Raw genomic sequence first — 20,458 nt, 5'->3', positions numbered from 1 at the left:
GGCATCGCACGGCTACTACTGACGGACGGCTGTCCGTCAGTAGTAGGCGTAGGGACAGCCAGGGCGGTGGGCTGCCTACAGCCGCCGACGGCACGTCGCCGTCATCCGACGTCGACAGATCATGATGGAGTGGCAGCGCATGAGGGACGCGAAGAAGTCGGTCGCCGGCACCGGCTGGCACCAGCACGTCAGCACCAACAGCGGTTCCGTCTATGCCACGCAGACCGGCGACGTCAACATTCACGAAACGGCGTCTCCCGACGACCGGATCCGGATCCTCATGCTCGCCGCGAATCCCCTGGCCACCGCCCGGCTGGCCATCGACGAGGAGGCGCGGCAGATCACGGAGCGCCTACGCCTCTCCCGTGACCGGGAGGTGTTCGAACTCATCACCTGCTGGGCGGTCCGTCCGATGGATCTCCTTCAGTACCTCAATCAGCACCGCCCGCACATCGTCCACTTCAGCGGTCACGGTGACCGCAGCGGGGAGATCCTGCTGTCTGCAGACGACGGCATCGCCCGATCGGTCAGCCTCGCCTCTCTCGCGGAGCTCTTCCACGCCACGAGCGACAACCTTCGGGTCGTCGTCGTCAACGCCTGTCACTCCGCCACCGCAGTACAGGCCATCAGTCGATACGTCGACTACGTCGTCGGCATGAACGCGGCCGTCCCCGACGACGATGCCATCGCATTCGCCGCTTCCTTCTATTCCGCTCTGGGGTTCGGCCGAACCGTTCCGCACGCGTTCAAGCAGGCGGTCGCCATGCTGGGCGTGAACGGCGCCGCCGATCCGCGCATCGCCGAACTGGCGGCACGACCGGGCGCCGCACCGCACCTGATGGTGAGGTCGCAATGAGTTCCGGTCAGCAGGGAACCCCGGGCCAGAACATCAACACCAACTCGGGCAACGTCTACGCCACGCAGACCGGAAACATCAACATCAACAACAACCTTGCGCAGAAGCGCGGGCCGCACCTCGACACCAAGGCGCTACTGGTCGTCCTGCCGGCCAACGTGATCTTTTTCTTCTACGGGATGTCGGCTTACACCGGGCGGAACACCAGCGGCGACAACTGGCGCGCAGGCATATTCCTGTTCATGCTGCTGTTCACGCTAGGAATGATCGGCAGATGGGTCCGCCGTCGCTTCTGAGTCCACCCAGAACTTAGGCCGACATCGACTACGCGGACGCCGCCGGCGCGGAACCGGGGTGGAGTGCCGCGACGGCCCGCATGGCGACGTCGACGGAGGCTTGAAGGTCCTCGCGGCTCGCGCCGGCCGCGGCGTGGACGGCGTGCCCCTCGCTGAGCGCCATCACGAAACGGGCGAGCGCCCGGCTGTCCAGGCCGTCCGGGAGATCCCCCTCCTTCGCCGCGCGGGACAGCCGCGCTTCGAGCGCGGCCTCGGTGGCCGCGCGGCCGGCGGCGAGGATCTCGGAGATGCGGGCGTTCTCCGGGGAGCAGGCCAGGCCGCCCTGGATGGAGAGGCAGCCGGCGGGGTGGCCGCCCGCGGTCAGGTTGTCGGCGCTGGCGCGCAGGAAGGCTTCGATCGCGGCGTACGCGGTCGGTTGTTCGAGGGCGGCGCGCGCGTTCGCGAGGTTGGTTTCGTGGTAGCGGTCGAAGGCCCGCTTGAACAGCTCTTCCTTGCTGCCGAACGCGGCGTACAGGCTCGGCCGGTTGATGCCCATCGCCTTGGTGAGTGAGCTCAGCGACGCGCCCTCGTAGCCCTGCTGCCAGAAGACCTCGGCGGCCCGGTCGAGGACCGTCTGCTCGTCGAAGGTCCGCGGCCGTCCCGGGGTCGGAGTCTCAGCGCCCATGCCTCGACTATACCGCTCGGTACAGAAGTGACCCAAGCCACGAACCGATCGGTACAGAAAGCTGCTACCGTGATCCACGAACCGATCAGTACAAAACTGCGACACGAGGGAAGACCATGACCGTCACGTTGATCACCGGCGCGAACAAGGGCATCGGTTTCGCGACCGCCAGACAGCTTCTCGACCTGGGGCACGTCGTCTACGTCGGAGCGCGCGACACCGGGCGAGGCGAGGAGGCCGCCTCGGCCCTGGGAGCACGATTCGTGCCGCTCGACGTGACCGACGACGCCTCGGTGGCCAAGGCGCTGGCCACAGTCGACGCCGACGAGGGGCGGCTGGACGTCCTCGTCCACAACGCGGGCATCGCCGAGAACGGCGTCGTCGACGGGCCGACCGCCCTGCGCGTCTTCGACACCAACGTGGTCGGGATCGTCCGCGTCACGGAGGCGGCGCTGCCGTTGCTGCGCAGGTCGTCCAATCCGACCGTGGTCACGGTGTCGAGCAGCGCCGGCTCCTTCTGGGCGGTCAACAACCCCGACCGGCCGGAGTTCACCCTGACGTCGCCGCTCTACTCGGCGTCGAAGTCCGCCGCCACGATGATCACCGTCCAGTACGCCAAGTCCCAGCCGGGGATCAAGTTCAACGCGGTCGAGCCGGGTTACACGGCCACCGACCTGACCGCCGCGATCGGCGGCGGCAGGACCCCGGCGGAGAGCGCCAGGACTGTCGTACGCCTGGCGACGCTTCCCCCCGACGGCCCGACCGGAACCCTCCAGGACGACTCCGGGCCCCTGAGCTGGTAGCCGTCCGCCGCGACCTCGGCCGAGGTCCGCACATCATCCGCACATCAGAGGACAGTGACATGACTCAGAACGATCTCCGCAACTGGTACCTGCGCTACGTCGCCGCGCTCAACGCCCACGAGTTCGACGGCATGGACGAGTTCATCAACGACAAGGTGATGCTGAACGGCGAGCCGGGCACCCGGGACGACGTGATCGCGGTGCAGAAGCATGACGTGGACGCCGTTCCGGACCTCCGCTGGGAGGTCGAGGAACTGCTGTTCGACCGCGACCGCATCGCCGTCCGCGCGATCAACTACGGCACGCCGGTCAAGGAGTGGCTGGGCGTACCGCCCTCCGGCGCCTCGTTCGAGATCGTCGAGTACGCCATCTACAAGGTCAGCGACGGGCGGTTCGTGCAGATGACCGCCCTGCACGACTCGGCCGAGATGCTCCGGCAGCTCACCGCCGCCCGCTGACGGACACCGACGATGACAACCATCGGCATCATCGGCGCGGGTGAGGTCGGCAGCCAGCTCGCCCGCGCGGCGGTAGCGGCCGGATACGCGGTCGTGATCGCGAACTCCCGGGGGCCGCACACGCTGACCGACCTCGTGGCCGAACTCGGGCCGTCGGCGCGGGCGGCGTACGCCGCGGAGGCGGCGGCAGCGGGCGACTTCGCGATCGTCGCCGTGCCGCTCAAGGTCGTGAACGACATGCCGGTCGAGGAGCTGGCCGGCAAGGTCGTGCTGGACACGAACAACTACATGGTCTGGCGGGACGGGAACATCCCGGTCCTCGACTCGGGTGAGAAGACGGTCCACGAGCTGCGCCAGGAACAGCTCCCCACGTCGAAGGTCGCCAAGGCGTTCACCCACATCCAGGCACCCCGGCTGCTCACCTCGGCCCGGCCCGCCGGCGCGCCCGACCGGCTGGCGCTGTCCGTCTCCAGCGACCACCCGGAGGCGGTCGAACTGGTGACGCGGCTGTACGACCGGCTCGGCTTCGACACTGTGGACAACAGTCCGCTGAGCGAGTCCTGGCGCACCGGCCCGGGCCAGCCGGCGTGGATCCGCCACGCGCACCAGAACCGCGAGGAGCTGGCGCTCAACCTGAGGAGGGCGCGGCGGTCCGTGACTCCGTTGCGGACAGCAGCGGGGAAGTGAGGGGCCCGGCGCGGAGGGCGTTCCTCCGCGCCGGGCCCCGGCGTCGGGTCCGGTCAGGCGGCGCAGGTCACGGTCGCGCCCTGGCCGGTGCCGGTGCCCTGGAAGCCGAAGTTGGTCGTCTGGCCGGCGCCGACCTGCCCGTTGTAGCCCACGTTCGTGAACCGGACGGTGCCGCTGGTGCCGCTGGCCTGGGCGTTCCAGGTGCTGGTGATCGCGGCGCCGCCGGGCAGCGCGACGGTCACGGTCCAGCCGTTGATGGCCGCGGAGCCCGCGGTGACGTTCACGCTCGCGGTGAAGCCGCCGTTCCACTGGTTGATCGCGACCGACGCGGAGCAGCCGTTACCGGTCGGCGGCGGCGTGGTCGGCGGGGCCGTGGTGGGCGGCGCAGTCGTCGGCGGCGCGGTGGTGGGCGGCGCGGTCGTCGGCGGGTTGGTCGTCGGCGGCGCGGTGGTGGGCGGGTTGGGCGCGCCGTTCGCGAGGCTGAAGGCCAGGTCCGGCTGGAACGAACCGGCCGTGTAGCGGCAGCCGTCCGCCTCACCCGGCGGCTTCACCCAGAGGTACGCGTCGATGTTGGCGTCGCCGGTGTTCGTCGTCGGGTACTGCCCGATGCGCCGGTCGGTGTTGTCGTCGGCGCACCAGTCCCCGGCGGCTCCCCCGTTGCGGCTGGTGTCGATGACCTGGCGCTTGCCGGAGATACCCATGCCGTTGAGCGCGGAGATGACCGCGCGGCCGAAGTTCGCCTCACTGGAGGTGGGGTTGAAGTTCGACACGTTGGTGAAGAAGCCGTCGGCGTACTGCACGCCGGCCGCCCGGAGCCGGTTGGCCGTGTCGTTGGCGCTGTTCCAGGTCGAGTGGCCGCCGTCGAGGTACACCTTGGCGTTGGGGTTCGCCGACTTGATGGTCTGGGTCGCCGTCGTGAGCGCCTGGTTGCGGGCGTTCAGCTCACCGGTGCTCAGGCAGGTCTGGAGCGCGAGCGAGTCGGTCTCCAGGATGATCAGGACGGTCTGGTTGCCGAGCCCCCGGGCGAAGTTGGACACCCAGGTCTGGTACTGGTTGAGGTCCGGCGCCCCACCGGCGCTGGCACCGCCGCAGTCCCGGTTGGTGATCTCGTACACCGACAGCACCGGGATCTGCTGCGCCGAGTTGGCGGCGCCGATGAAGCTGGAGACCTCGGACTGGATGGTCGACGGGTTGAAGTTGGCGTACCAGCGGGCCTGCGGCTGGCTCGCGATCTTGTCGCGGATGACGGCGGCGCGCGAGTCGCCGGGGTTGGCTGCGACCCAGCGGACGACCGCCGAACTCGGGTCGCGGTAGAGCGATCCGGACACGGTGCCGGCGGACGCGCCGCCGACGGCGAGACCGACGCCGGCCGCGGCGAGCCCCGCGACCGCGGCCACGCTGATGGCCGCTGAACTGCGGCGGGACGAGAGGATAGCCACGTCGTGTTTCCTCCTGATCACATAGACGTATCTAAGTTCATGGGAGCGTTCCCACGACGGTAGCGGAGGCAGGCGTCGATGCCAAGATGTGAACGTCGGCCACTGCCCCGTAATCTGCAACGGTCGACGAAGCAGGCGTGGGAGGAAGACCAGGCATGACGGTGCTACCGGGCCAGCAGGCGAGCTCGTCGGTCGCCGGGCGGCCCGCCGACGAGGATCTACGGACGCTGTTCGGGCAGTCCATCGCCGTGTTCGCGGCGCTCGCCGGGCCGACGCACGTGGTGGAGGCGGCGAACCCGGCGTTCTTCGCCGCCATCGGCAGGGAACGCGCACGCACCGGAGTCCCGCTCGCCGAGTTGATGCCGGAACTGGACGGCCAGGGCTTCATCGCCCTGCTGGACGAGGTCTACCGCACGGGCGAGCCCTACACCGGCCATGACGCCCGGATCATGCTGGGCACCGGATCGCAGGCGCGGGAGGCGTTCTTCGACTTCACCTACGAGGCACGCCGCGACGCCGCCGGCACGGTGACCGGGATCCGGGTGATCGGGGTGGAGACCACGCAGGTCAAGCAGGCGCAACGGCTGATGGCCGAACACCGCGCGATGCTGGAGCAGATCGCCCGGCAGGCGCCCCTGACCGAGGTGCTCGACGGGATGGCCCGCTGCATCGAGAACCTCGCGCCGCAGGAGGTCCTCGTCTCCGTCCTGCTCGCCGACGCGGACGGCCGGCACCTGCGCCACGGCGCCGCGCCCAGCCTGCCCGACTTCTACAACGAGGCCATCGACGGGATCGCCACCGGGGAAGGTGTCGGCTCGTGCGGCACCGCCGCGCACCGGCGGGAACCGGTCGTCGTCACCGACATCGCCACCGACCCGTTCTGGGCCGACTTCCGCGATCTGGCCGAGCGGGCGGGGCTCGCCGCCTGCTGGTCCACGCCGATCCTGGCCCGTGACGGCAGCCTGCTCGGCACCTTCGCCATGTACCACCGCTCGCCGCGCGTCCCGCGGGACACCGACCTGGCCCTCGCCCGGGTCTTCACCGGCACCGCCGCCCTGGCCATCGAACGCCACCACATCGAGGAGGCGAAGGCCGCCGCGGACGCCCGCGCGCGAGCCGCCCACGACGAGCTGGCCCGGGTGGTGCGGGCGGAGCGGGAGCTACGGGCCGAGGCCGAACAGCGCGCCGCCGCAGCCGCGGAACTCACCGCCCGGCTGCGCACCGCGGCCGCCGCGCAGGCCGCCTCTCCCCGCCCCGAGCGGTGTCAGCTCGGCGGCAGCGACGACTGCACGGCACCCGCCGAGATCAAGATCGCCGACTCGTGGGGCGACTCGGCGTGGGGGTGCCCCGTCCACGTCGAGGAAGCCATCATCAACGTCCGTTCGGTCTTCATCGCCAACGAGGAACTCGGCGGCCTGGCCGCCTACCTCAAGCGCTGACCACTGACCGAGCACGCCCGGCGGTGGCGTCACCCGACCGGTGCGCGCGGCCTCGGCCGTCGCGCCCGGGTGCCGGCCTAACGTCGGGCGGTCGCGCCGGCCGACTCGCGAGCGGGGTGCGCCGCAGTGAACGGGCTCCGCAGGCGGGTCATGGATTCGGCGCTGACGTCCGCGATCGGATTGCGCTCGTCGTCGGTGGCCCCGAGCCCTTCCACGCGGAAGGGATTCAGGGCGAACGTGTTGTCGGGCACGTGGTGCTCCAAGGGAATCTGCACGGCAGCGCTCGACTCAGTCATCGCGGCTGGGAAACCGTGGGAGAAGCAAGGGGTGGCGATCAGTCATCGGTACCCCGCGTCGTCAGCCTAGCGCGCATCGGGCGAGCGGGCGCGCCACGGCCGGAATCGGCGACGTCTCAGAGCTGGACGACGTGGCCCACCCGGGGCGGCGTACGCCCGGCGAGGACCTCGAGCCACGCGTCCCGCAGCGCCTCCGGGCCGGCGCCGGCCCGCACGTCGAGCCATCCGCTCACCACCTGGGAGAACCGCTGCCAGGCGTCGGCGAACCGTTCGTCGAGGCCGGCCCGGCCCCAGTCCTGGCTCCGCTTGCGGATGCGCACCGGCGCGAAGAAGACCTCCCCGGCGGCGGCGGCGTTGGGCGTCTGCTGGGTGAGGCCGACGGCGATGTCCCGGACGAGCAGGTCGCCGAGGTGCGCCCGCAGGGCGGTGCGGGTCGCGGGTGAGCCGGACAGGTCGAGGTAGACGGTCGGAACGGCGTCGAGCGCGCCGATGTCGTCGTAGGAGAGGACCTCGTCGTAGCAGCCCAGCGATTGGGTGAAGGCGAGGTTGCCGGGCGAGGTGAGCCCGATCAGGCGTGGGCCGCGGCCGTGCAGCTCGAACGCGGCGGCGTACGCCGTCTTGCTCGACGCGGACGACAGCACCAGCGCCCGCGCGCCGTAGCCGTCCTCGTCGACGACCTGGTCGGCGAGCATGAACGAGGTGAAGAACAGCGGCCGGAACAGGATCAGCAGGTCCTCCTGGTCCGCCCGGTAGGCGGGGTCGCCGTCGGTCGACCGGTAGGCGTTGTACGGCGAGGGCAGGCCGGCCCGGTGCGCGCTGGCGTCGCGGAACCCGGACGCGTCCACCCGGTCCGGGCGTACCACCAGGTGGCCGGCGGACGGCAGGTAGCCGTAGACCCGGCTCCCCGGCTCGACGCCCGCCACTGTGGACGCCATCACGTCGGCGAAGCCCCACAGTGGCGGCAGCCCCCACCCACCGTCGAGCCCACGGGGCTGCGGCGGGAAGAACTCCCAGTAGCGCATCGCCTCGCCGAGCACCGCATAGGTGACGTTGTTGGCGGTCAGGCCGACGCGGTCCACACGCAGCAGCGCCTCCCCGTCGGCGAGGCCGGGCACGGCACCGTCGACGAGTGTGGTGCGAGCGAGGTCGTCACGGGCCACAGCGAACGTCCACGAGTCAGCCATGGCCTGACGCTAGGCAGCCGCGAAACCGGAGACAAGTGCACTGGGAGTGCAAAATCCCACTCGGCGGCATCGCCGCGCGCCGCCGGCTCAGAGGTAACCGACGCCCGTCAGCTCCGCCGCCGCAGCCCAGAGGCATTCCCCGACGGCCGGGTCGGCGGCCTGCCGGCTCAACCGAGCCTCGGTCACCGGACCCCAGGTCTCGAAGAACCGGGACGGACCGAAGAACTGCCCGCCGCGGACGTCCGGGTCGGTCGCGGCCCGCAACTGCGGCAGGACGCCCCGCTCGACCGGCTGGGTGGCGAGCAGGCCGAGCCGCCCGATCACCCGTCCGAGCCGGCCCCGGTGCTCCCAGGCACGCGGCGTGAGGTTGCTGCGGGTGAGACCGGGATGAGCCAGCGCGCTGACGACCGGCGACCCCGCCGCGCGCAGGCGGCGGTCCAGCTCGACCCCGAAGACGGTGGTGGCGAGCTTCGAGCGGCCGTACGCGGCAGAGGCCCGGTAGTCGCGCTCGGACATCAGGTCGTCGAAGTCGAGGCGCGCGTTGCGGTGGGTGAGGGAGCTGAGGCTCACCACCCGCGCCGCCCGCGCCCCGGCGAGGGCGTCCAGCAGCAGGCCGGTCAGCGCATAGGGCCCCAGCGTGTTGGTGGCGAACTGCAGTTCGAAGCCGTCGGCGGAGACACGGCGCGGGCCGAGCAGCACCACACCGGCGTTGTTGACCAGCAGGTCGATCGTCGGGTGGTCGGCGGTCAGCTTCGCGGCGAACGCGCGTACCGAGTCGAGGCTCGCCAGGTCCAGCTCGCGTACCTCGGTGTCGCCGCCGATGCGGCGGGCGGCCTGCCGGCCGGCGGCGGTGTTCCGCACGGCCAGCACGACGTGGGCGCCGCGGCGGGCCAGCTCGGTGGCGGTGACCAGGCCGAGGCCCGAGTTCGCGCCGGTCACGACTGCGACCCGGCCGCGCTGGCCGGGGATGCGGTCGGCGGTCCATGCGGTCATCTGCAGCTCCTCGGGTGCGGGGTTCGCGTTCGGCGATGACGCTAGGAGCGGTCCGGCGGGTCTCGGTCGTTCGCGGTTGCCTAGGTCCGCCGGGCCTACCCTGGGCGCGCGGCGTCGCGGCAGACTGGCGGCATGAGCAGCCCGCATCCGTACGCACGCGAGCTGGGCGCCTTCCTCCGCGCCCGGCGCGGCCGACTGCGCCCCCGCGACGTGGGCCTGGAGCCGGGCGGCCGGCGCAAGGTGACCGGCCTGCGGCGGGAGGAACTGGCCCTGCTGGCCGGGCTGAGCACCGACTACTACCAGCGGATGGAACAGGGCCGGGAGGTACGCCCCTCGGACGACGTCCTGGACGCGATCGCCGGCGCCCTCGGTCTCGACGACACCGAACGCCGGCACCTGTTCACGCTGGCCCGGGCCGCCCGGCGACCGATGCCCGCCCGCGTCGACACCGGGCCGGAGCGGGTGCCGGCCAGCACCCGGCGGCTGCTGCGGGTGACGGACACCCCGGCGGTCGTCCTCGGCCGGCATCTGGACCTGCTCGACTGGAACCCGATGGCACAGGCGCTGCTCGGTGACCCGGCGGACCTCCCGCCCCGCCGGCTCAACATGCTCCTGCTGCTGTTCGACGACGCGCTGACCGGGGCACGAAGCTGCCCGGACTGGGAGCGGCAGGCGCTGGACTACATCGGCATGCTGCGCGCCGCCGTCGCCGACGACCCGACCCATCCCCGTGCCACCGCGATCGTCGGCGAGTTGAGCATCCGCAGCGCGGAGTTCCGGCGGCTGTGGGCACGGCACGACGTCCGTGCCTCGGTCAGCGGCACCAAGACGTTCCGGGTGCCCGGACTGGGGGACATCGTCCTGGACTGGGACACCTATCCGCTACCGGGCAGTCCCGGCCCGGTCATGCTCGTCTTCACCGCCGAGCCCGGCAGCCCGGACGCTGATCGGCTGCGACTCCTGGCGTCGTGGCGCGCGACCGGCCCGGCGTCCGCTTGATCACGCGGACGTCGGTCACCGTCCCCGGTTGAGGCCGACGATCGCGCCGTTGAGGGCGGTGGCGAAGAGGGTCCAGGCGACGTACGGGGCGAGTGCCGCCCCGGCGGGGCGGTCGGTGCGCGCCGCGCGGCCCAGCAGCACGAGGTTGGACACGTTGAGCGCGGCGATCTCGGCCAGCGCGGCTCCGGGCCTGCGGGCGCCGAAGAACAGGGCGCTCCAGCCGGCGTTGAGCGCCAGGTTGAGCGCGTAGCCGCGCGCGAAGGCGGCGCGCTCGGGCCCCTCGGAGCGGTCCAGCGTCCGGGCGCCGGCCACCGCGATCAGCCCGTACAGCGGGGTCCAGACCAGGGGGAACGCGGTGGACGGCGGCTGCCAGGCGGGCTTGCGCAGGCGGCGGTACCAGCGCGAGGAGGTGCCGGTGGAGGTGGCGGCGGCGCCCGCGGCGGCGGTCGCGGCGACTGCTGCCGCGGTCTTGACCAGGGTCGGTACTCGCATACCAGGTCAGCTACCCGCCCAGCGGCGGATAAACCCGCACCACCGGAAGATCCACTTCCGGACACCCCCGGCGCACAGATCCTTCATCGAAGGGTGCAGAACTCGTAGACAATTTTCATGCCCTTCGATAGCCTCGCCATTCAGTGATGCTTGTCGATAGGAGGCTCCATGCGACGGCTCGTGCTCTCCTTCACGCTGGCGACGGTCGGTGCCTGGGCCGTGGTGCCGGCACCGGCCTCGGCCGCACCCCGCCCGGCACCGGCGCCCGTCACCGACGCGGTGACCGCGAAACTCCTCGGCCAGGCCGACGCCGCAACCCGGACCGCCAAGCCGCAGCGGACCCGGGTCACAGTCACCCGCGCCGACGGCCGGTGGGCCTTCGGCACCGCGGTGCTGCTGGCCGACCGGTCCGAGGACGCGCACCCCACCGGATCGGTCTTCCTCGCCCGGTCCGACACCAAGGGCTGGACCGTCGCCTTCGACGGCGAGGCGTCGTTCGGCGACCTGGCCGCCGCGTCACCGCTGGTGAGCGAGAACGAGAAGGCCGTCTTCACCACGCCGGTCGCACCGCTGCTCGCGGGCGGGGACTTCCGCACCGGAATGGCGCTGCCGTTCGCGGTCGGGCAGACGTGGACGCTGACCTCCGGGCCGCACGGCTGGGGCGGGGCCGCCGCGCCGTGGAGTTCGGTCGACCTCGCCGGTGGCGACCAGGTCGTCCGCGCCGCCCGGGCCGGCACCGCGTACACCATGTGCACGGGGTGGATCCGGGTCATCCACGACCGGGGCTACTCGACCGACTACTACCACCTGTGGAACAGCATCTCCGTCAACGGCGCGGGCGTCGCCCAGGGCGCGGTCCTGGGCAACACCGGCACCGACGTCACCTGCGGCGGCTCCGCCACCGGCCGGCACGTGCACTTCGGACTGCGGCAGAACTCGGCGTACGTGCCGATCGCCGGGCACGGCATCGGCAAGTGGGACTTCGTCAGCGGTGCTGCGGCGTACCAGGGCGGCGCCCGGCACGGGTCCGCCTACGTCGGCGGCGGTGGCGGCGTCTACAACTACGGCGCGCTCGGCTTCAACCAGGGAGTCGTCGACGCCAACGGCGGTGGCACGCTGACCCGCCGCTCCGGCCCCGGCACGGGATACGGCGCGGTCGGGTCGATAGCCGACGGCGCCACCGTCACCGTCTCCTGCTCCGCCAACGGCACCTCGCACACCGGCCGGTACGGCACCACGGCGCTGTGGGACCGGCTCAGCGACGGCAGCTGGGTGTCCGACGCCTACCTCTCCACCGGAGTCAACGGGCCGATCAACGGCTGGTGCTGACCACGCCGAGCGACACGTGCCGGCGCCGGACACGGCGTCGGCACGCGCGGCGTATGACGCAGACGGGATGCCCGCCTCCATTGCCGTTCATCGATGTCTACCCATAGGCTCCCTGCCACCGCGAGTGCGGCCCGGCGGGGCGGCACAGCGTCGATGTCTGGAGGGAACCATGGTCCGTTGGCGCAGATTCCTCGGCCGGATGGCGGCCGTTCTGGCAGTGGTCACCGCGGGAGCGGTCACCGCGGTGGCGCCCGCCGCAGCGGCACCGGCCGGGGACATGACGCCGTACGTCGTCGGCGGCACCCGGGCCACGCAGGGCGAGTTCCCGTTCATGGTCCGGCTCTCGATGGGCTGCGGCGGAGCGCTCTACAGCCCGCGACTGGTCCTCACCGCCGCCCACTGCGTCGGCCGTACCGGCGCCAACACCAGTATCACCGCGACGCTGGGCGTGGTGGACCTCCAGTCCTCCAGCCGGATCCAGGTCCGCTCCAACTACGTCTACCGGGCCCCCGGCTACAACGGCAACGGTGACGACTGGGCGCTGATCCGGCTCGCCACCCCGGTCACCTCGCTCGCCACGCTCAACATCGCCACCAGCACCGCGTACGACAACGGCACGTTCACGGTGGCGGGCTGGGGCGCCGCGCGGGAGGGCGGCGCGCAGCAGCGCTACCTGCTCAAGGCCACGGTGCCGTTCGTCGACGACACCACCTGCAACCGCTACTACGGCGGCGACGTGATCCCCAGCGAGGAGATCTGCGCCGGTTACGCCAGCGGCGGTGTCGACACCTGCCAGGGTGACTCGGGTGGCCCGATGTTCCGCCGGGACGCCGCAGGCGCCTGGATCCAGGTGGGCATCGTGAGCTGGGGCAACGGCTGCGCCCGCCCCAACTATCCCGGCGTCTACACCCAGGTCAGCACGTTCGCCTCGGCGATCCGGTCCGCCGCCGCGAGCCTCGGCGGCTGACAACGCACGCGCGGTGGCCCGGTCGCGGCGAAGCGGCCGGGCCACCGTCACGTCCGCGCGGATCCGCCGCCCGCTCACGACGGTGACGGCGACTGCTAACTTCCGGACGCATGGACGACTCCCCTCGCTGGTACCGCCCGGCCCCCGACGTGCCTCTCCTGGTCGGCAGCGCCACCGCGCTGCTCGGCTACCTGGTCCCGTGGTTCCGCGCCAGCCGCCTCCACCAGTGGTCGTACTCGGGCTGGACCTACCTGGAGGCCGAGGGCGGCTGGACCTGGCTGGTCGTGGTGTCCCTGGGGATCGCCGTCCTCGCCGGTCTCTGGGCCGGGCGGAGCCTGGCGTGCGCCAAGCTCGCGGTCGGCGCGGCGGTGGCCGGGATGTTCCTCGCCAGTGCGGTGGTCGCGGTGAGCCTGGGCGCGCTGCCGGAGCGCGACAGCATCAACTGGGTCGGCGAGCTGCCCTTCGAGATGGGGATGCCGCTCATGGCGGTCGGATTCGGGACCGTCGTCGCCCGGGCGCTGGGCACCGTACGCCGCCCGGTCGAGGCGTGACACGACGTCACGCCGTCGGCAGGTCCACCACCCGGGTGGCCCAGCGGGCCATCAGCGCCGGGTCGTGGGTGATGACCAGGACCCCGGCGCCCTGCCGGCGCTGGTAGTCGCCGATGACGGCGGCGACGTGCGCCTGGGTGGAGGCGTCGAGCATGGCTGTCGCCTCGTCGCAGAGCAGGTAGTCCGGCCGGTGGACCAGGGCGCGGGCGAGGCAGGCGCGTTGCAGTTGCCCGTCGCTGACCGCGTGCGGACGGCGGGTCAGCAGGTCGGGAGTCAGTCCGGCCAGGTCGGCCAGCTCCGCCGCGCGGGCGGCGGCCTGCTCGCGCGGTGTACCGGTGGCGCGCAGCGGCTCGGCGACGATGTCGGCGAGGCTGAGCCGCGGGTCGGTGGCGGCGCGCGGGCTCTGGAACAGGACCGCGACGCGGGTGCGCAGTGCCGCCGGCAGGCGGTGGCGGACGCCGCCGAGCGGTTGCCCGTCGATCGTGACGTGCCCGCTGTCCGGGGCGTGCAGCAGGGCCAGGACGCGGGCGAGCGTGGACTTGCCGCTGCCCGAAGGGCCGCGCAGCCCGACCGTCTCGCCCGGCGCGATGTGCAGGTCGACCCGGTCGAGGACGCGCTGCCCGCCGTACGCGACGGAGACCTGGTGCGCGGCGAGCCCGCCGGCCGGCGCGCCGCCCGGGGCGGCGGTGTCGGTGGCGCCGGGAACCGTGATCGTCATGCCGGTACCTCCTCGCGCAGCGGGTGGTGACAGGCGACCCGGCCCGCGCCGTCGGCGGCGAGTCGGGGCAGCCTGTCGCAGGTGTCGGTGGCGCGGGCGCAGCGCGGGGCGAAGGCGCAGCCACCGGGCAGGTCGGTGAGCGAGGGCGGGTGGCCGGGCACGGGGGTGAAGGCGCGGTCGGGCAGCGCGTCGAGCAGCCCGGCGGTGTACGGGTGGGCCGGGCCGTCGAACAGTGCCTCGGCCGGGCGGTGTTCGACGATCCGGCTGGCGTACATCACGGCGACGGTGTCCGCGACGCGGCGTGCGGCGGCGAGGTCGTGCGTGATGAGCAGGACGGCGGCGCCGGTGTCACAGCGGCGGCGCAGCAGGTCGAGCGTGTGGTCGACGAGCGGCCGGTCGAGGCCGGTGGTGGGTTCGTCGGCGAGCAGTACCGGCGGGTCGGGCGCGAGGGCGAGCGCGGTGGCGAGCCGCTGGGCCATGCCGCCGGACAGCTCGTGCGGGTACCGGTTCAGGTCGGCCGCGTCGAGACCGACGTCGGCGGCGATCCGGTCGGCGGCGGCGGGCGCGTCGCGGCGGGTGTGCCCGTGGGCCCGCAGCGTCTCCTCCAGCAGCTTCCGTCCGGTGCGCACAGGGGTGAGCGCGGTGGCGGGGCTCTGCGGGACGAGGCCGACGCCCCGGCCGCGTACGTGCCGGGCGAGGTGCCGCTCCCCTGCGCCGATCAGGTCGACCTCGTCGCGTCCCGGCGCGTGCAGGCGGGCCTGCCCGGTGACAGTGGCGTTGCGCGGCAGCAGACCGAGCAGGGCGTGCGCGAGGACCGACTTGCCGCACCCGGACTCACCGACCACCGCCAGCAGCTCGCCGGACCGCAGCGTGAGGCTCAGGTCGGTCACGGCGTGCACGACGGCGTCGCGCAGCCGGAAGCGGACGGTCAGCCCGTCGACGGTCAGCAGCGCCGGGGCGGTCACAGGTGCAGCTCCGCTCGTACGCGCGGGTCGAGGCGGTCGCGCCACCGCCCGGTGAGCACGGCGAGCGCCAGCGTGGCCGCCACGAGCAGGAGACCGGGGACGATGCTGGCCCACCAGGCGCCGGTGAGCAGCGACCGCTGCCCGTCGTTGATCATGTTGCCGATCGAGGCGAGGTGCGGCGGCAGGCCGAGGCCGAGGAACGACAGCGCGGTCTCGTGCCAGACGGCGTGCGGCACCATGAGCGTGGTCGCCAGCGCCAGGCGCGGCAGCACGTGCGGCAACAGGTGCCGGGTGAGCACCCGGACGCGCCCGGCGCCGCCGGAGATCGCGGCGTCGACGAACGGCCGGTTGCGCAGGCTGAGCAGCTCGGAGCGGACGATCCGGGCGGTGGACAGCCAGTGCGTCAGCGCGATGGAGGCGATCACCGCGCCCAGGCTGGGGCGCAGCATCGCCACGATGAAGATGCCCAGCAGCAGGTGCGGCAGCGCGGCGACGGTGTCCACGACGCGCATGAGCGCCCGGTCCACCCAGCCGCCGACGCTGCCGGCGACGGCGCCGACCAGGCCGCCGATGACCGCCGCGACGAGCGCGGCGACCGCGCCGACGAGCAGCGAGACGCGCAGGCCGTAGAGGCTGCGCACGGCGACGTCGCGGCCGAGGTCGTCGGTGCCGGCCAGGTGTTCGGGCGAGGGCGCGAGCCGGGTACGGGAGAGGTCGACGGCGCTCTGGTCCAGCGGCCACAGGATCGGGGCGAGCAGCGCGGCGGCGACGACACCGGCGAGCACGACGACGGCGACTGTCGTGCCCACGCTGCCGGGGCGGCGCAGGCGCCGTACGCGCGCGGGAAGGGCGAGGTCAGTCATCGAGGCGTACCCGGGGGTCGGCGGCGGCGTAGGCGAGGTCGGTGAGCAGGTTCGCGGTCAGCACCACGACGGTGGTGGCCAGGGTCGTGGCCGCGAGCAGCGGGAAGTCGGCGCCCAGCGCGGCCTCGACGGTGACCGCGCCGAGGCCGGGCAGGGAGAAGACGGTCTCCACCAGGACCGCGCCGCCGACGAGTTCGGGCAGGTGCGTGCCGACCAGGGTGAGGAACGGCAGCAACGCGGTACGCAGCGCGTGTCCGAACAGGACGACCCGGCCGGGAAGCCCTCGGGCGCGGGCGGCCAGGACATGGTCGTCGCGCAGACTCTCGGCGACCGCGTCGCGGACGAACAGGACGAACCAGGGCGCCTGGGAGATCGCCAGCACCGTTACCGGAAGCACCAGGTGCCGGGCCACGTCGGCCGGGTCGGTGCCGGTGGCGGTGATGTCGGTGAGCCCGCCGGCGGGCAGCCAGCCGAGGCTGAGGGCGAACACGGCGATCGCCGCGAGGCCGATCCAGAACACCGGCATGGACTGCACGGCGTACGCGACGGCCCGCAGCGCCCGGTCGAACCACCCACCACGCCGGTACGCGGCCAGCGTGCCCAGCAGCACGCTCGCCACCAGCACCAGGGCGAGCGCGGTGCCGACGAGCAGCAGCGTCCAGCCGGCGCGGGCGGCGAGCACTGAGGTCACCGGCTCGTGCCGGCTCGTCGACCAGCCCAGGTCGCCGCGCAGCAGGTTGCCGATCCAGCGGGCGTACTGCACCGGCAGCGGGTCGTCGACGCCCCAGTTGGCGCGGATCTGCGCGAGGTTCTCCTCGCTGGTGGTGAACGCCGCCGCGCCCGCGTACTGCTGGGCCGGGTCGATCGGGGAGGCGGCGCCGAGGGCGAACATGCCCATGCTGGTCGCCGCCAGCACCGGTACGGCGACCAGCAGCCGCCGCCGGACCACGACGCCCGCCCCGGCCAGTCGCCGCCGGCCGGTCACGGGCGCCGTCACGGCTTCTTCGTCCAGGTGTGCACGTTCCACCAGATGCTGTTGGCGACGTCGTGCTCGTGCGGCTCGACCCGCGGCGTCACCCCGGTCACGGCCTCCTTCAGCACGTAGGTGTGCTGGAGGTAGGTGAGGAACACCCACGGCACGTCGGCGGCGAGCTGCTTCTGGAACGTGGCGTACGCGGCCTTGCGGGCGGCCGGGTCGGCGTTGTCGCGCCCGTCCTGCAACGCGGCGTCGGTGACCCCCGAGCGGTACGAACCGGGGTTGAAGAAGCCCTGCCCGGCGAAGGCCGAGCTGAACAGCTTGTAGGAGACGAAGTCCGGGTCGTACGGCGTGCCGTAGCCCATGATCAGCGCGTCGCGCTTCATTCGCGGCGTGATCGCGTCCCAGGTCAGGCCCTCCGGCGTGACCTTGATGCCGACCTTCTTCGCATCGGCGGTGACGGCCAGGGCCAGTTCCTTGCGCAGGCTGTCGGTGGCCGGGTACATGAGCGCGAACGCGGCGGGCCGCCCGTCCTTGACCCGGATGCCGTCCGGGCCGGGCTTCCACCCGGCGGCGTCGAGTGCGGCGGTCGCCGCGGCGATGTCGGCGGCGGGCTTGCCGGCGATCGACGGCTCGGCGTACGGCGACGTGGGCGGCACCGGTCCGAACGCGGGCTCGCCCGCACCGCCGAGCACGCCGGTCACCATGGCCTGCCGGTCCACCGCGACGTTCAGCGCCTTCCGGATCGCGAGGTCGGCGGTGACCGGGTTGCCCATCGGCAGCATGACGCCCCGGTAGTCGGCGGTCGGCACCTTGTGCACCCGGTAGCCGTTCCGGCCCTCGAACCCGGACGCGAGCTTCGGCGCCAGCTCCGCCGCGTCGAACTCGCCGGCCCGCATCCGCTGGGCCCGGACGTTGTCGTCGGCGACGAACGCCACCACCACGCCCGAGTTCGCCGGCTTGCCACCCCAGTACGTCTCGTTGGCCGCGAGCACGAGCCGGTCACCCGGGGTCCAGGACGTGAACCGGTACGGGCCGGTGCCGACCGGCTTGCGGTTGAAGGCGGCCTTGTTGACGTCCTGCCCGGCGAACGCCTTCGCCGGAACGATCCCCAGCGCGAGCCGTTGCAGGAACGGCGCGTACGCGTACTTCAGCGTGAACACCACTGTCGCCGGGTCGGGCGCGGTGACGGAGGCGAGCATGTCCAGATCGGACCGCAGCGTGGAGTCGACTCTCGGGTCGAGCACCGCCTGGTAGGTGAACACCACGTCCTGGGCGGTCAGCGGAGTGCCGTCGTGGAACAGCACTCCCTCGCGCAGCTTCGCGGTGACCGTCTTCCCGTCCGCCGAGACGGTGGGCAGTTCGCGGGCCAGGGCGGGCACCAGCTCGTTGCGGGCGTCCCGGGCGACCAGCCCGTCGAAGATCAGCGACGCGCCGTCGACGCCGTAGTTGAGCACCGGGTTGAGCGTGTCCGGCTCGCCCGCGGTGGCGACCACGAGCGTGCCCGCGCCCTTCGGGCCGCCTGTCGACGCCGTGGGCGACGAGCAGCCGGCGGCGGCGAGCAGGGCGGCGGCGAGCATCGCGGCCACGCGTACGGGCTTGGGCTTGATCGCCACCGGCAACCCCTCGAACTCGTCCTCGGTAGCGGCCGGGCGGGCGCTCCGGCGACGATCAGATCAGCGCGTGCCCGAGCACCCGCCCGCTTCTGCCACTATTCGGTAGTTGCCAAGCATATGCAATAGGGAGCCATCGACGGCGGACGGCCCTCCCGACGCGCGGCCGTCCGCTCGTGAGGCGCCCGCGCGCCGCGCTGAATATGCTCAGGGGGTGAAGGACAGCGAGCAGGCGGTGCTGGCCGGGATGTTGCAGTCGGCCGAGGACGCCGCCCCGGTGGATGCGGTCGAGGCCGTCACCGGCGTCATCGCCACGGCGCTGAACGCGCTCGGCGTCTCGCTGCTGATCGCCGACCTCAGCGGCCGGGCGCTGGTCCGGCTGACCCACCAGCCGGCCGGCGGTGGCGCCGGCCGGCGCCACGGCGAGGAGGAAGCCGAGGTCCTCCCCTTCGACGGCGGGCCCTACGAGGAGGTACTACGTCAGCAGACTCCCCGGGTCGTTCCCGGCGACGGCACGTGGAGCGTGCTGGCACCGGTCACCGACCGCGGAGAGGCAATCGGCCTGCTGGAGATCGACCTGCCCGACGAGCCGGACGGCGACGTGGTGAAGCGGATCGCCCACGCCGCGCACGCGCTGGCGTTCGTGGTCATCGCCAACCGCAGGCACACCGACCTGTTCGAGTGGGGGCAGCGGACCACCCCGTTCAGCCTCTCCGCCGAGATCCAGCGCCGTCTGCTGCCCGCCTCGTTCACCTGCGAGGGCGGCGCCTTCACCCTCTCCGGCTGGCTGGAACCCGCCGCGAGCGTCGGCGGCGACACGTTCGACTACAGCCTCGCGCGGAACGTGCTGCACCTCAGCGTCACCGACGCGATGGGCCACGGCGTGGCGAGCGCGCTCACCGCCACCTCGGCGTGGGCAGCCTGCGCAACACCCGCCGGCGCGGCGCCGCCCTGGTCGCCCAGGCCGAGGAGGCCAACCGGGCCGTCGCGGAGCACGCCAACGTACGCGGCGCGTACGTCACCGCCGTGCTGGGCCGCATAGACCTGACCACCGGCCGCTGTGAGCTGCTGAACGCGGGACACGTCCCACCGCTGCTGGTCCGGGACGGCCGGGTCGTACCCGTGGAGTTGCCCGGCAACTTCCCGCTCGGCATGTTCCCCGGCGAGAGCTACCGCAGCGGAGATCTGGCCCTGCTGCCCGGCGACCGGCTGGTGGTGGTCACCGACGGCATGCGCGAACGCAACGCCGCCGACCTCGACCTGCCCGGGGAGCTGCTCCGCCTCGCCCATCTGCACCCCCGCGAGGCGGTGCGGGCGCTGTCCGACGCGGTGCTGGCCGCCGCCGGGCCGGTTCTGGACGACGACGCCACGCTGCTCGTCGTCGACTGGTACGACGGTCACGGGCCGCGGTGCAGCACCGCAGGCGCCGATGCCGCGCGCGTCAGGCCGGACGAGGAGCGCTCAGCGCGCCGCCGCGGGTGAGCCGTCCTCGGCCTCCCGCACCGTGCCGAAGAGCGGGATGACGCGGTCCACCGAGGTGATCGAGAAGACGTTGCGGATCGACTGGCGGACGACGGCCAGACCGAGCCAGCCGTCGCGCTCCCGCAGGTTCTTGTAGACGAGCACCAGTGCGCCCAGGCCGCTGGAGTCCACGAACCCGACCTGGGTCAGGTCGACGACCACCGTCCGCGCACCGGTCTCCAGCACCTTGAGCAGCGAGTCACGTAGCTGCGGCGCGGTGGCCATGTCCAGATCACCAGCGACCTCGATCACCGGGCCGACACGCCCCTGCCTGGTCGTCACCGAGAACTCCACCACTCCCCCTCAACCGCGCACCCGTCGCTACCCGACACCGTGCCAGAAATCCGCC

Annotated in this window: 24 protein-coding genes; 12 read left to right on the top strand and 12 right to left on the bottom strand. The window is 72.6% G+C overall.

What is annotated here, in order from left to right; all coding sequences use genetic code 11:
- The first annotated feature begins 139 nt into the window (after nt 1-139).
- Together GA0070562_RS04005 and GA0070562_RS04000 are read left to right on the top strand one after the other, a co-directional pair.
- Nucleotides 140-856 (top strand): CHAT domain-containing protein, encoded by a 717-nt coding sequence (locus GA0070562_RS04005; protein WP_175438603.1) that lies wholly within the window; start codon nt 140-142, stop codon nt 854-856.
- Complete coding sequence (locus tag GA0070562_RS04000) at nt 853-1,152, top strand: hypothetical protein (protein WP_091414932.1); 300 nt, start codon at nt 853-855, stop codon at nt 1,150-1,152. Before GA0070562_RS04005 ends, GA0070562_RS04000 begins: the two co-directional genes overlap by 4 nt.
- A 28-nt stretch (nt 1,153-1,180) precedes the next feature.
- Here the strand turns inward: GA0070562_RS04000 and GA0070562_RS03995 are convergent, their stop codons facing one another.
- A complete protein-coding gene (locus GA0070562_RS03995) occupies nt 1,181-1,816 on the bottom strand; it encodes a TetR/AcrR family transcriptional regulator (RefSeq protein ID WP_091414929.1) in 636 nt (211 codons plus the stop codon).
- Nucleotides 1,817-1,932: 116 nt separating this feature from the next.
- Between GA0070562_RS03995 and GA0070562_RS03990 the strand changes: the two genes are divergently transcribed.
- From GA0070562_RS03990 to GA0070562_RS03980, 3 genes are read left to right on the top strand one after another with little or no spacing between them, the layout of a single operon-like run.
- Entirely contained in the window at nt 1,933-2,619 is a 687-nt protein-coding gene (locus GA0070562_RS03990; RefSeq protein ID WP_091414927.1) for an SDR family NAD(P)-dependent oxidoreductase, read from the top strand.
- Between the two features lie 59 nt (nt 2,620-2,678).
- Complete coding sequence (locus tag GA0070562_RS03985; protein WP_091414925.1) at nt 2,679-3,077, top strand: ester cyclase; 399 nt, start codon at nt 2,679-2,681, stop codon at nt 3,075-3,077.
- Nucleotides 3,078-3,089: 12 nt separating this feature from the next.
- Nucleotides 3,090-3,764, top strand: a complete 675-nt coding sequence (locus GA0070562_RS03980) for an NADPH-dependent F420 reductase (RefSeq protein ID WP_091414924.1) — start codon at nt 3,090-3,092, stop codon at nt 3,762-3,764.
- Between the two features lie 53 nt (nt 3,765-3,817).
- Here the strand turns inward: GA0070562_RS03980 and GA0070562_RS03975 are convergent, their stop codons facing one another.
- A complete protein-coding gene (locus GA0070562_RS03975; RefSeq protein WP_091414922.1) occupies nt 3,818-5,203 on the bottom strand; it encodes a glycoside hydrolase family 6 protein in 1,386 nt (461 codons plus the stop codon).
- Nucleotides 5,204-5,358: 155 nt separating this feature from the next.
- Between GA0070562_RS03975 and GA0070562_RS03970 the strand changes: the two genes are divergently transcribed.
- Complete coding sequence (locus GA0070562_RS03970) at nt 5,359-6,642, top strand: GAF domain-containing protein (protein WP_091414920.1); 1,284 nt, start codon at nt 5,359-5,361, stop codon at nt 6,640-6,642.
- A 77-nt stretch (nt 6,643-6,719) separates the two neighbouring features.
- Here GA0070562_RS03970 and GA0070562_RS03965 read toward each other — a convergent pair whose 3' ends face one another.
- The 3 genes from GA0070562_RS03965 to GA0070562_RS03955 all read right to left on the bottom strand — a co-directional run bounded on the left by GA0070562_RS03965 (nt 6,720) and on the right by GA0070562_RS03955 (nt 9,115).
- On the bottom strand, nt 6,720-6,938 hold the full coding sequence (locus tag GA0070562_RS03965) for a hypothetical protein (RefSeq protein ID WP_225853153.1): 219 nt from the start codon (nt 6,936-6,938) through the stop codon (nt 6,720-6,722).
- Between the two features lie 116 nt (nt 6,939-7,054).
- Nucleotides 7,055-8,122 carry a DUF2855 family protein gene (locus GA0070562_RS03960; RefSeq protein WP_091414918.1) on the bottom strand — a complete coding sequence of 356 codons (1,068 nt, stop codon included), beginning with the start codon at nt 8,120-8,122 and terminating at the stop codon, nt 7,055-7,057.
- Between the two features lie 87 nt (nt 8,123-8,209).
- A complete protein-coding gene (locus tag GA0070562_RS03955; protein ID WP_091414916.1) occupies nt 8,210-9,115 on the bottom strand; it encodes an oxidoreductase in 906 nt (301 codons plus the stop codon).
- A gap of 132 nt (nt 9,116-9,247) precedes the next feature.
- On the opposite strand from GA0070562_RS03955, the gene GA0070562_RS03950 reads away from it, so the two are divergent.
- The gene (locus GA0070562_RS03950) at nt 9,248-10,114 is read left to right on the top strand and encodes a helix-turn-helix transcriptional regulator (RefSeq protein WP_091414914.1); all 867 of its coding nucleotides are present in this window, start codon (nt 9,248-9,250) and stop codon (nt 10,112-10,114) included.
- Nucleotides 10,115-10,129: 15 nt separating this feature from the next.
- Here GA0070562_RS03950 and GA0070562_RS03945 read toward each other — a convergent pair whose 3' ends face one another.
- A complete protein-coding gene (locus GA0070562_RS03945) occupies nt 10,130-10,606 on the bottom strand; it encodes a TspO/MBR family protein (protein WP_091414912.1) in 477 nt (158 codons plus the stop codon).
- A 168-nt stretch (nt 10,607-10,774) separates the two neighbouring features.
- On the opposite strand from GA0070562_RS03945, the gene GA0070562_RS03940 reads away from it, so the two are divergent.
- From GA0070562_RS03940 to GA0070562_RS03930, 3 genes are all read left to right on the top strand, one after another.
- On the top strand, nt 10,775-11,935 hold the full coding sequence (locus GA0070562_RS03940; RefSeq protein ID WP_091414910.1) for a peptidoglycan DD-metalloendopeptidase family protein: 1,161 nt from the start codon (nt 10,775-10,777) through the stop codon (nt 11,933-11,935).
- Between the two features lie 169 nt (nt 11,936-12,104).
- Nucleotides 12,105-12,902 carry a S1 family peptidase gene (locus tag GA0070562_RS03935; protein ID WP_091414907.1) on the top strand — a complete coding sequence of 266 codons (798 nt, stop codon included), beginning with the start codon at nt 12,105-12,107 and terminating at the stop codon, nt 12,900-12,902.
- A gap of 110 nt (nt 12,903-13,012) precedes the next feature.
- On the top strand, nt 13,013-13,453 hold the full coding sequence (locus tag GA0070562_RS03930) for a hypothetical protein (protein WP_091414905.1): 441 nt from the start codon (nt 13,013-13,015) through the stop codon (nt 13,451-13,453).
- A 7-nt stretch (nt 13,454-13,460) separates the two neighbouring features.
- On the opposite strand, the gene GA0070562_RS03925 is transcribed toward GA0070562_RS03930, so the two are convergent.
- From GA0070562_RS03925 to GA0070562_RS03905, 5 genes are read right to left on the bottom strand one after another with little or no spacing between them, the layout of a single operon-like run.
- Nucleotides 13,461-14,171 carry an ABC transporter ATP-binding protein gene (locus tag GA0070562_RS03925; protein WP_091414902.1) on the bottom strand — a complete coding sequence of 237 codons (711 nt, stop codon included), beginning with the start codon at nt 14,169-14,171 and terminating at the stop codon, nt 13,461-13,463.
- A complete protein-coding gene (locus GA0070562_RS03920) occupies nt 14,168-15,136 on the bottom strand; it encodes an ABC transporter ATP-binding protein (RefSeq protein ID WP_091414900.1) in 969 nt (322 codons plus the stop codon). The genes GA0070562_RS03925 and GA0070562_RS03920 overlap by 4 nt, the downstream gene beginning before the upstream one ends.
- A complete protein-coding gene (locus GA0070562_RS03915) occupies nt 15,133-15,999 on the bottom strand; it encodes an ABC transporter permease (protein ID WP_091414897.1) in 867 nt (288 codons plus the stop codon). Before GA0070562_RS03915 ends, GA0070562_RS03920 begins: the two co-directional genes overlap by 4 nt.
- A complete protein-coding gene (locus tag GA0070562_RS03910) occupies nt 15,992-16,996 on the bottom strand; it encodes an ABC transporter permease (protein ID WP_091414895.1) in 1,005 nt (334 codons plus the stop codon). The genes GA0070562_RS03915 and GA0070562_RS03910 overlap by 8 nt, the downstream gene beginning before the upstream one ends.
- On the bottom strand, nt 16,993-18,591 hold the full coding sequence (locus tag GA0070562_RS03905; protein ID WP_091414893.1) for an ABC transporter substrate-binding protein: 1,599 nt from the start codon (nt 18,589-18,591) through the stop codon (nt 16,993-16,995). The genes GA0070562_RS03910 and GA0070562_RS03905 overlap by 4 nt, the downstream gene beginning before the upstream one ends.
- A gap of 211 nt (nt 18,592-18,802) precedes the next feature.
- Between GA0070562_RS03905 and GA0070562_RS03900 the strand changes: the two genes are divergently transcribed.
- Nucleotides 18,803-19,630, top strand: a complete 828-nt coding sequence (locus tag GA0070562_RS03900) for a PP2C family protein-serine/threonine phosphatase (protein WP_254663718.1) — start codon at nt 18,803-18,805, stop codon at nt 19,628-19,630.
- Complete coding sequence (locus GA0070562_RS30575) at nt 19,540-20,070, top strand: PP2C family protein-serine/threonine phosphatase (RefSeq protein WP_254663734.1); 531 nt, start codon at nt 19,540-19,542, stop codon at nt 20,068-20,070. Before GA0070562_RS03900 ends, GA0070562_RS30575 begins: the two co-directional genes overlap by 91 nt.
- Here the strand turns inward: GA0070562_RS30575 and GA0070562_RS03895 are convergent.
- On the bottom strand, nt 20,050-20,391 hold the full coding sequence (locus tag GA0070562_RS03895) for an STAS domain-containing protein (protein ID WP_254663717.1): 342 nt from the start codon (nt 20,389-20,391) through the stop codon (nt 20,050-20,052). The two genes, GA0070562_RS30575 and GA0070562_RS03895, sit on opposite strands and share 21 nt — an antisense overlap.
- Nucleotides 20,392-20,458 lie beyond the last annotated feature (67 nt).

The sequence above is a fragment of the Micromonospora tulbaghiae genome (genome assembly GCF_900091605.1).
In the GTDB taxonomy this organism is placed as follows: domain Bacteria; phylum Actinomycetota; class Actinomycetes; order Mycobacteriales; family Micromonosporaceae; genus Micromonospora; species Micromonospora tulbaghiae.
This window is presented reverse-complemented; position numbering and strand designations above follow the sequence as displayed.

Coding starts and splice junctions, on each gene's coding strand:
- GA0070562_RS03990 (WP_091414927.1), top strand. CDS start 1,933: ATGACCGTCACGTTGATCACCGGCGCGAACAAGGGCATCGGTTTCGCG.
- GA0070562_RS03925 (WP_091414902.1), bottom strand. CDS start 14,171: ATGACGATCACGGTTCCCGGCGCCACCGACACCGCCGCCCCGGGCGGC.
- GA0070562_RS03915 (WP_091414897.1), bottom strand. CDS start 15,999: ATGACTGACCTCGCCCTTCCCGCGCGCGTACGGCGCCTGCGCCGCCCC.
- GA0070562_RS03985 (WP_091414925.1), top strand. CDS start 2,679: ATGACTCAGAACGATCTCCGCAACTGGTACCTGCGCTACGTCGCCGCG.
- GA0070562_RS04000 (WP_091414932.1), top strand. CDS start 853: ATGAGTTCCGGTCAGCAGGGAACCCCGGGCCAGAACATCAACACCAAC.
- GA0070562_RS03970 (WP_091414920.1), top strand. CDS start 5,359: ATGACGGTGCTACCGGGCCAGCAGGCGAGCTCGTCGGTCGCCGGGCGG.
- GA0070562_RS03950 (WP_091414914.1), top strand. CDS start 9,248: ATGAGCAGCCCGCATCCGTACGCACGCGAGCTGGGCGCCTTCCTCCGC.
- GA0070562_RS03945 (WP_091414912.1), bottom strand. CDS start 10,606: ATGCGAGTACCGACCCTGGTCAAGACCGCGGCAGCAGTCGCCGCGACC.
- GA0070562_RS03965 (WP_225853153.1), bottom strand. CDS start 6,938: ATGACTGAGTCGAGCGCTGCCGTGCAGATTCCCTTGGAGCACCACGTG.
- GA0070562_RS03995 (WP_091414929.1), bottom strand. CDS start 1,816: ATGGGCGCTGAGACTCCGACCCCGGGACGGCCGCGGACCTTCGACGAG.
- GA0070562_RS03935 (WP_091414907.1), top strand. CDS start 12,105: ATGGTCCGTTGGCGCAGATTCCTCGGCCGGATGGCGGCCGTTCTGGCA.
- GA0070562_RS04005 (WP_175438603.1), top strand. CDS start 140: ATGAGGGACGCGAAGAAGTCGGTCGCCGGCACCGGCTGGCACCAGCAC.
- GA0070562_RS03960 (WP_091414918.1), bottom strand. CDS start 8,122: ATGGCTGACTCGTGGACGTTCGCTGTGGCCCGTGACGACCTCGCTCGC.
- GA0070562_RS03955 (WP_091414916.1), bottom strand. CDS start 9,115: ATGACCGCATGGACCGCCGACCGCATCCCCGGCCAGCGCGGCCGGGTC.
- GA0070562_RS03930 (WP_091414905.1), top strand. CDS start 13,013: ATGGACGACTCCCCTCGCTGGTACCGCCCGGCCCCCGACGTGCCTCTC.
- GA0070562_RS03940 (WP_091414910.1), top strand. CDS start 10,775: ATGCGACGGCTCGTGCTCTCCTTCACGCTGGCGACGGTCGGTGCCTGG.
- GA0070562_RS03980 (WP_091414924.1), top strand. CDS start 3,090: ATGACAACCATCGGCATCATCGGCGCGGGTGAGGTCGGCAGCCAGCTC.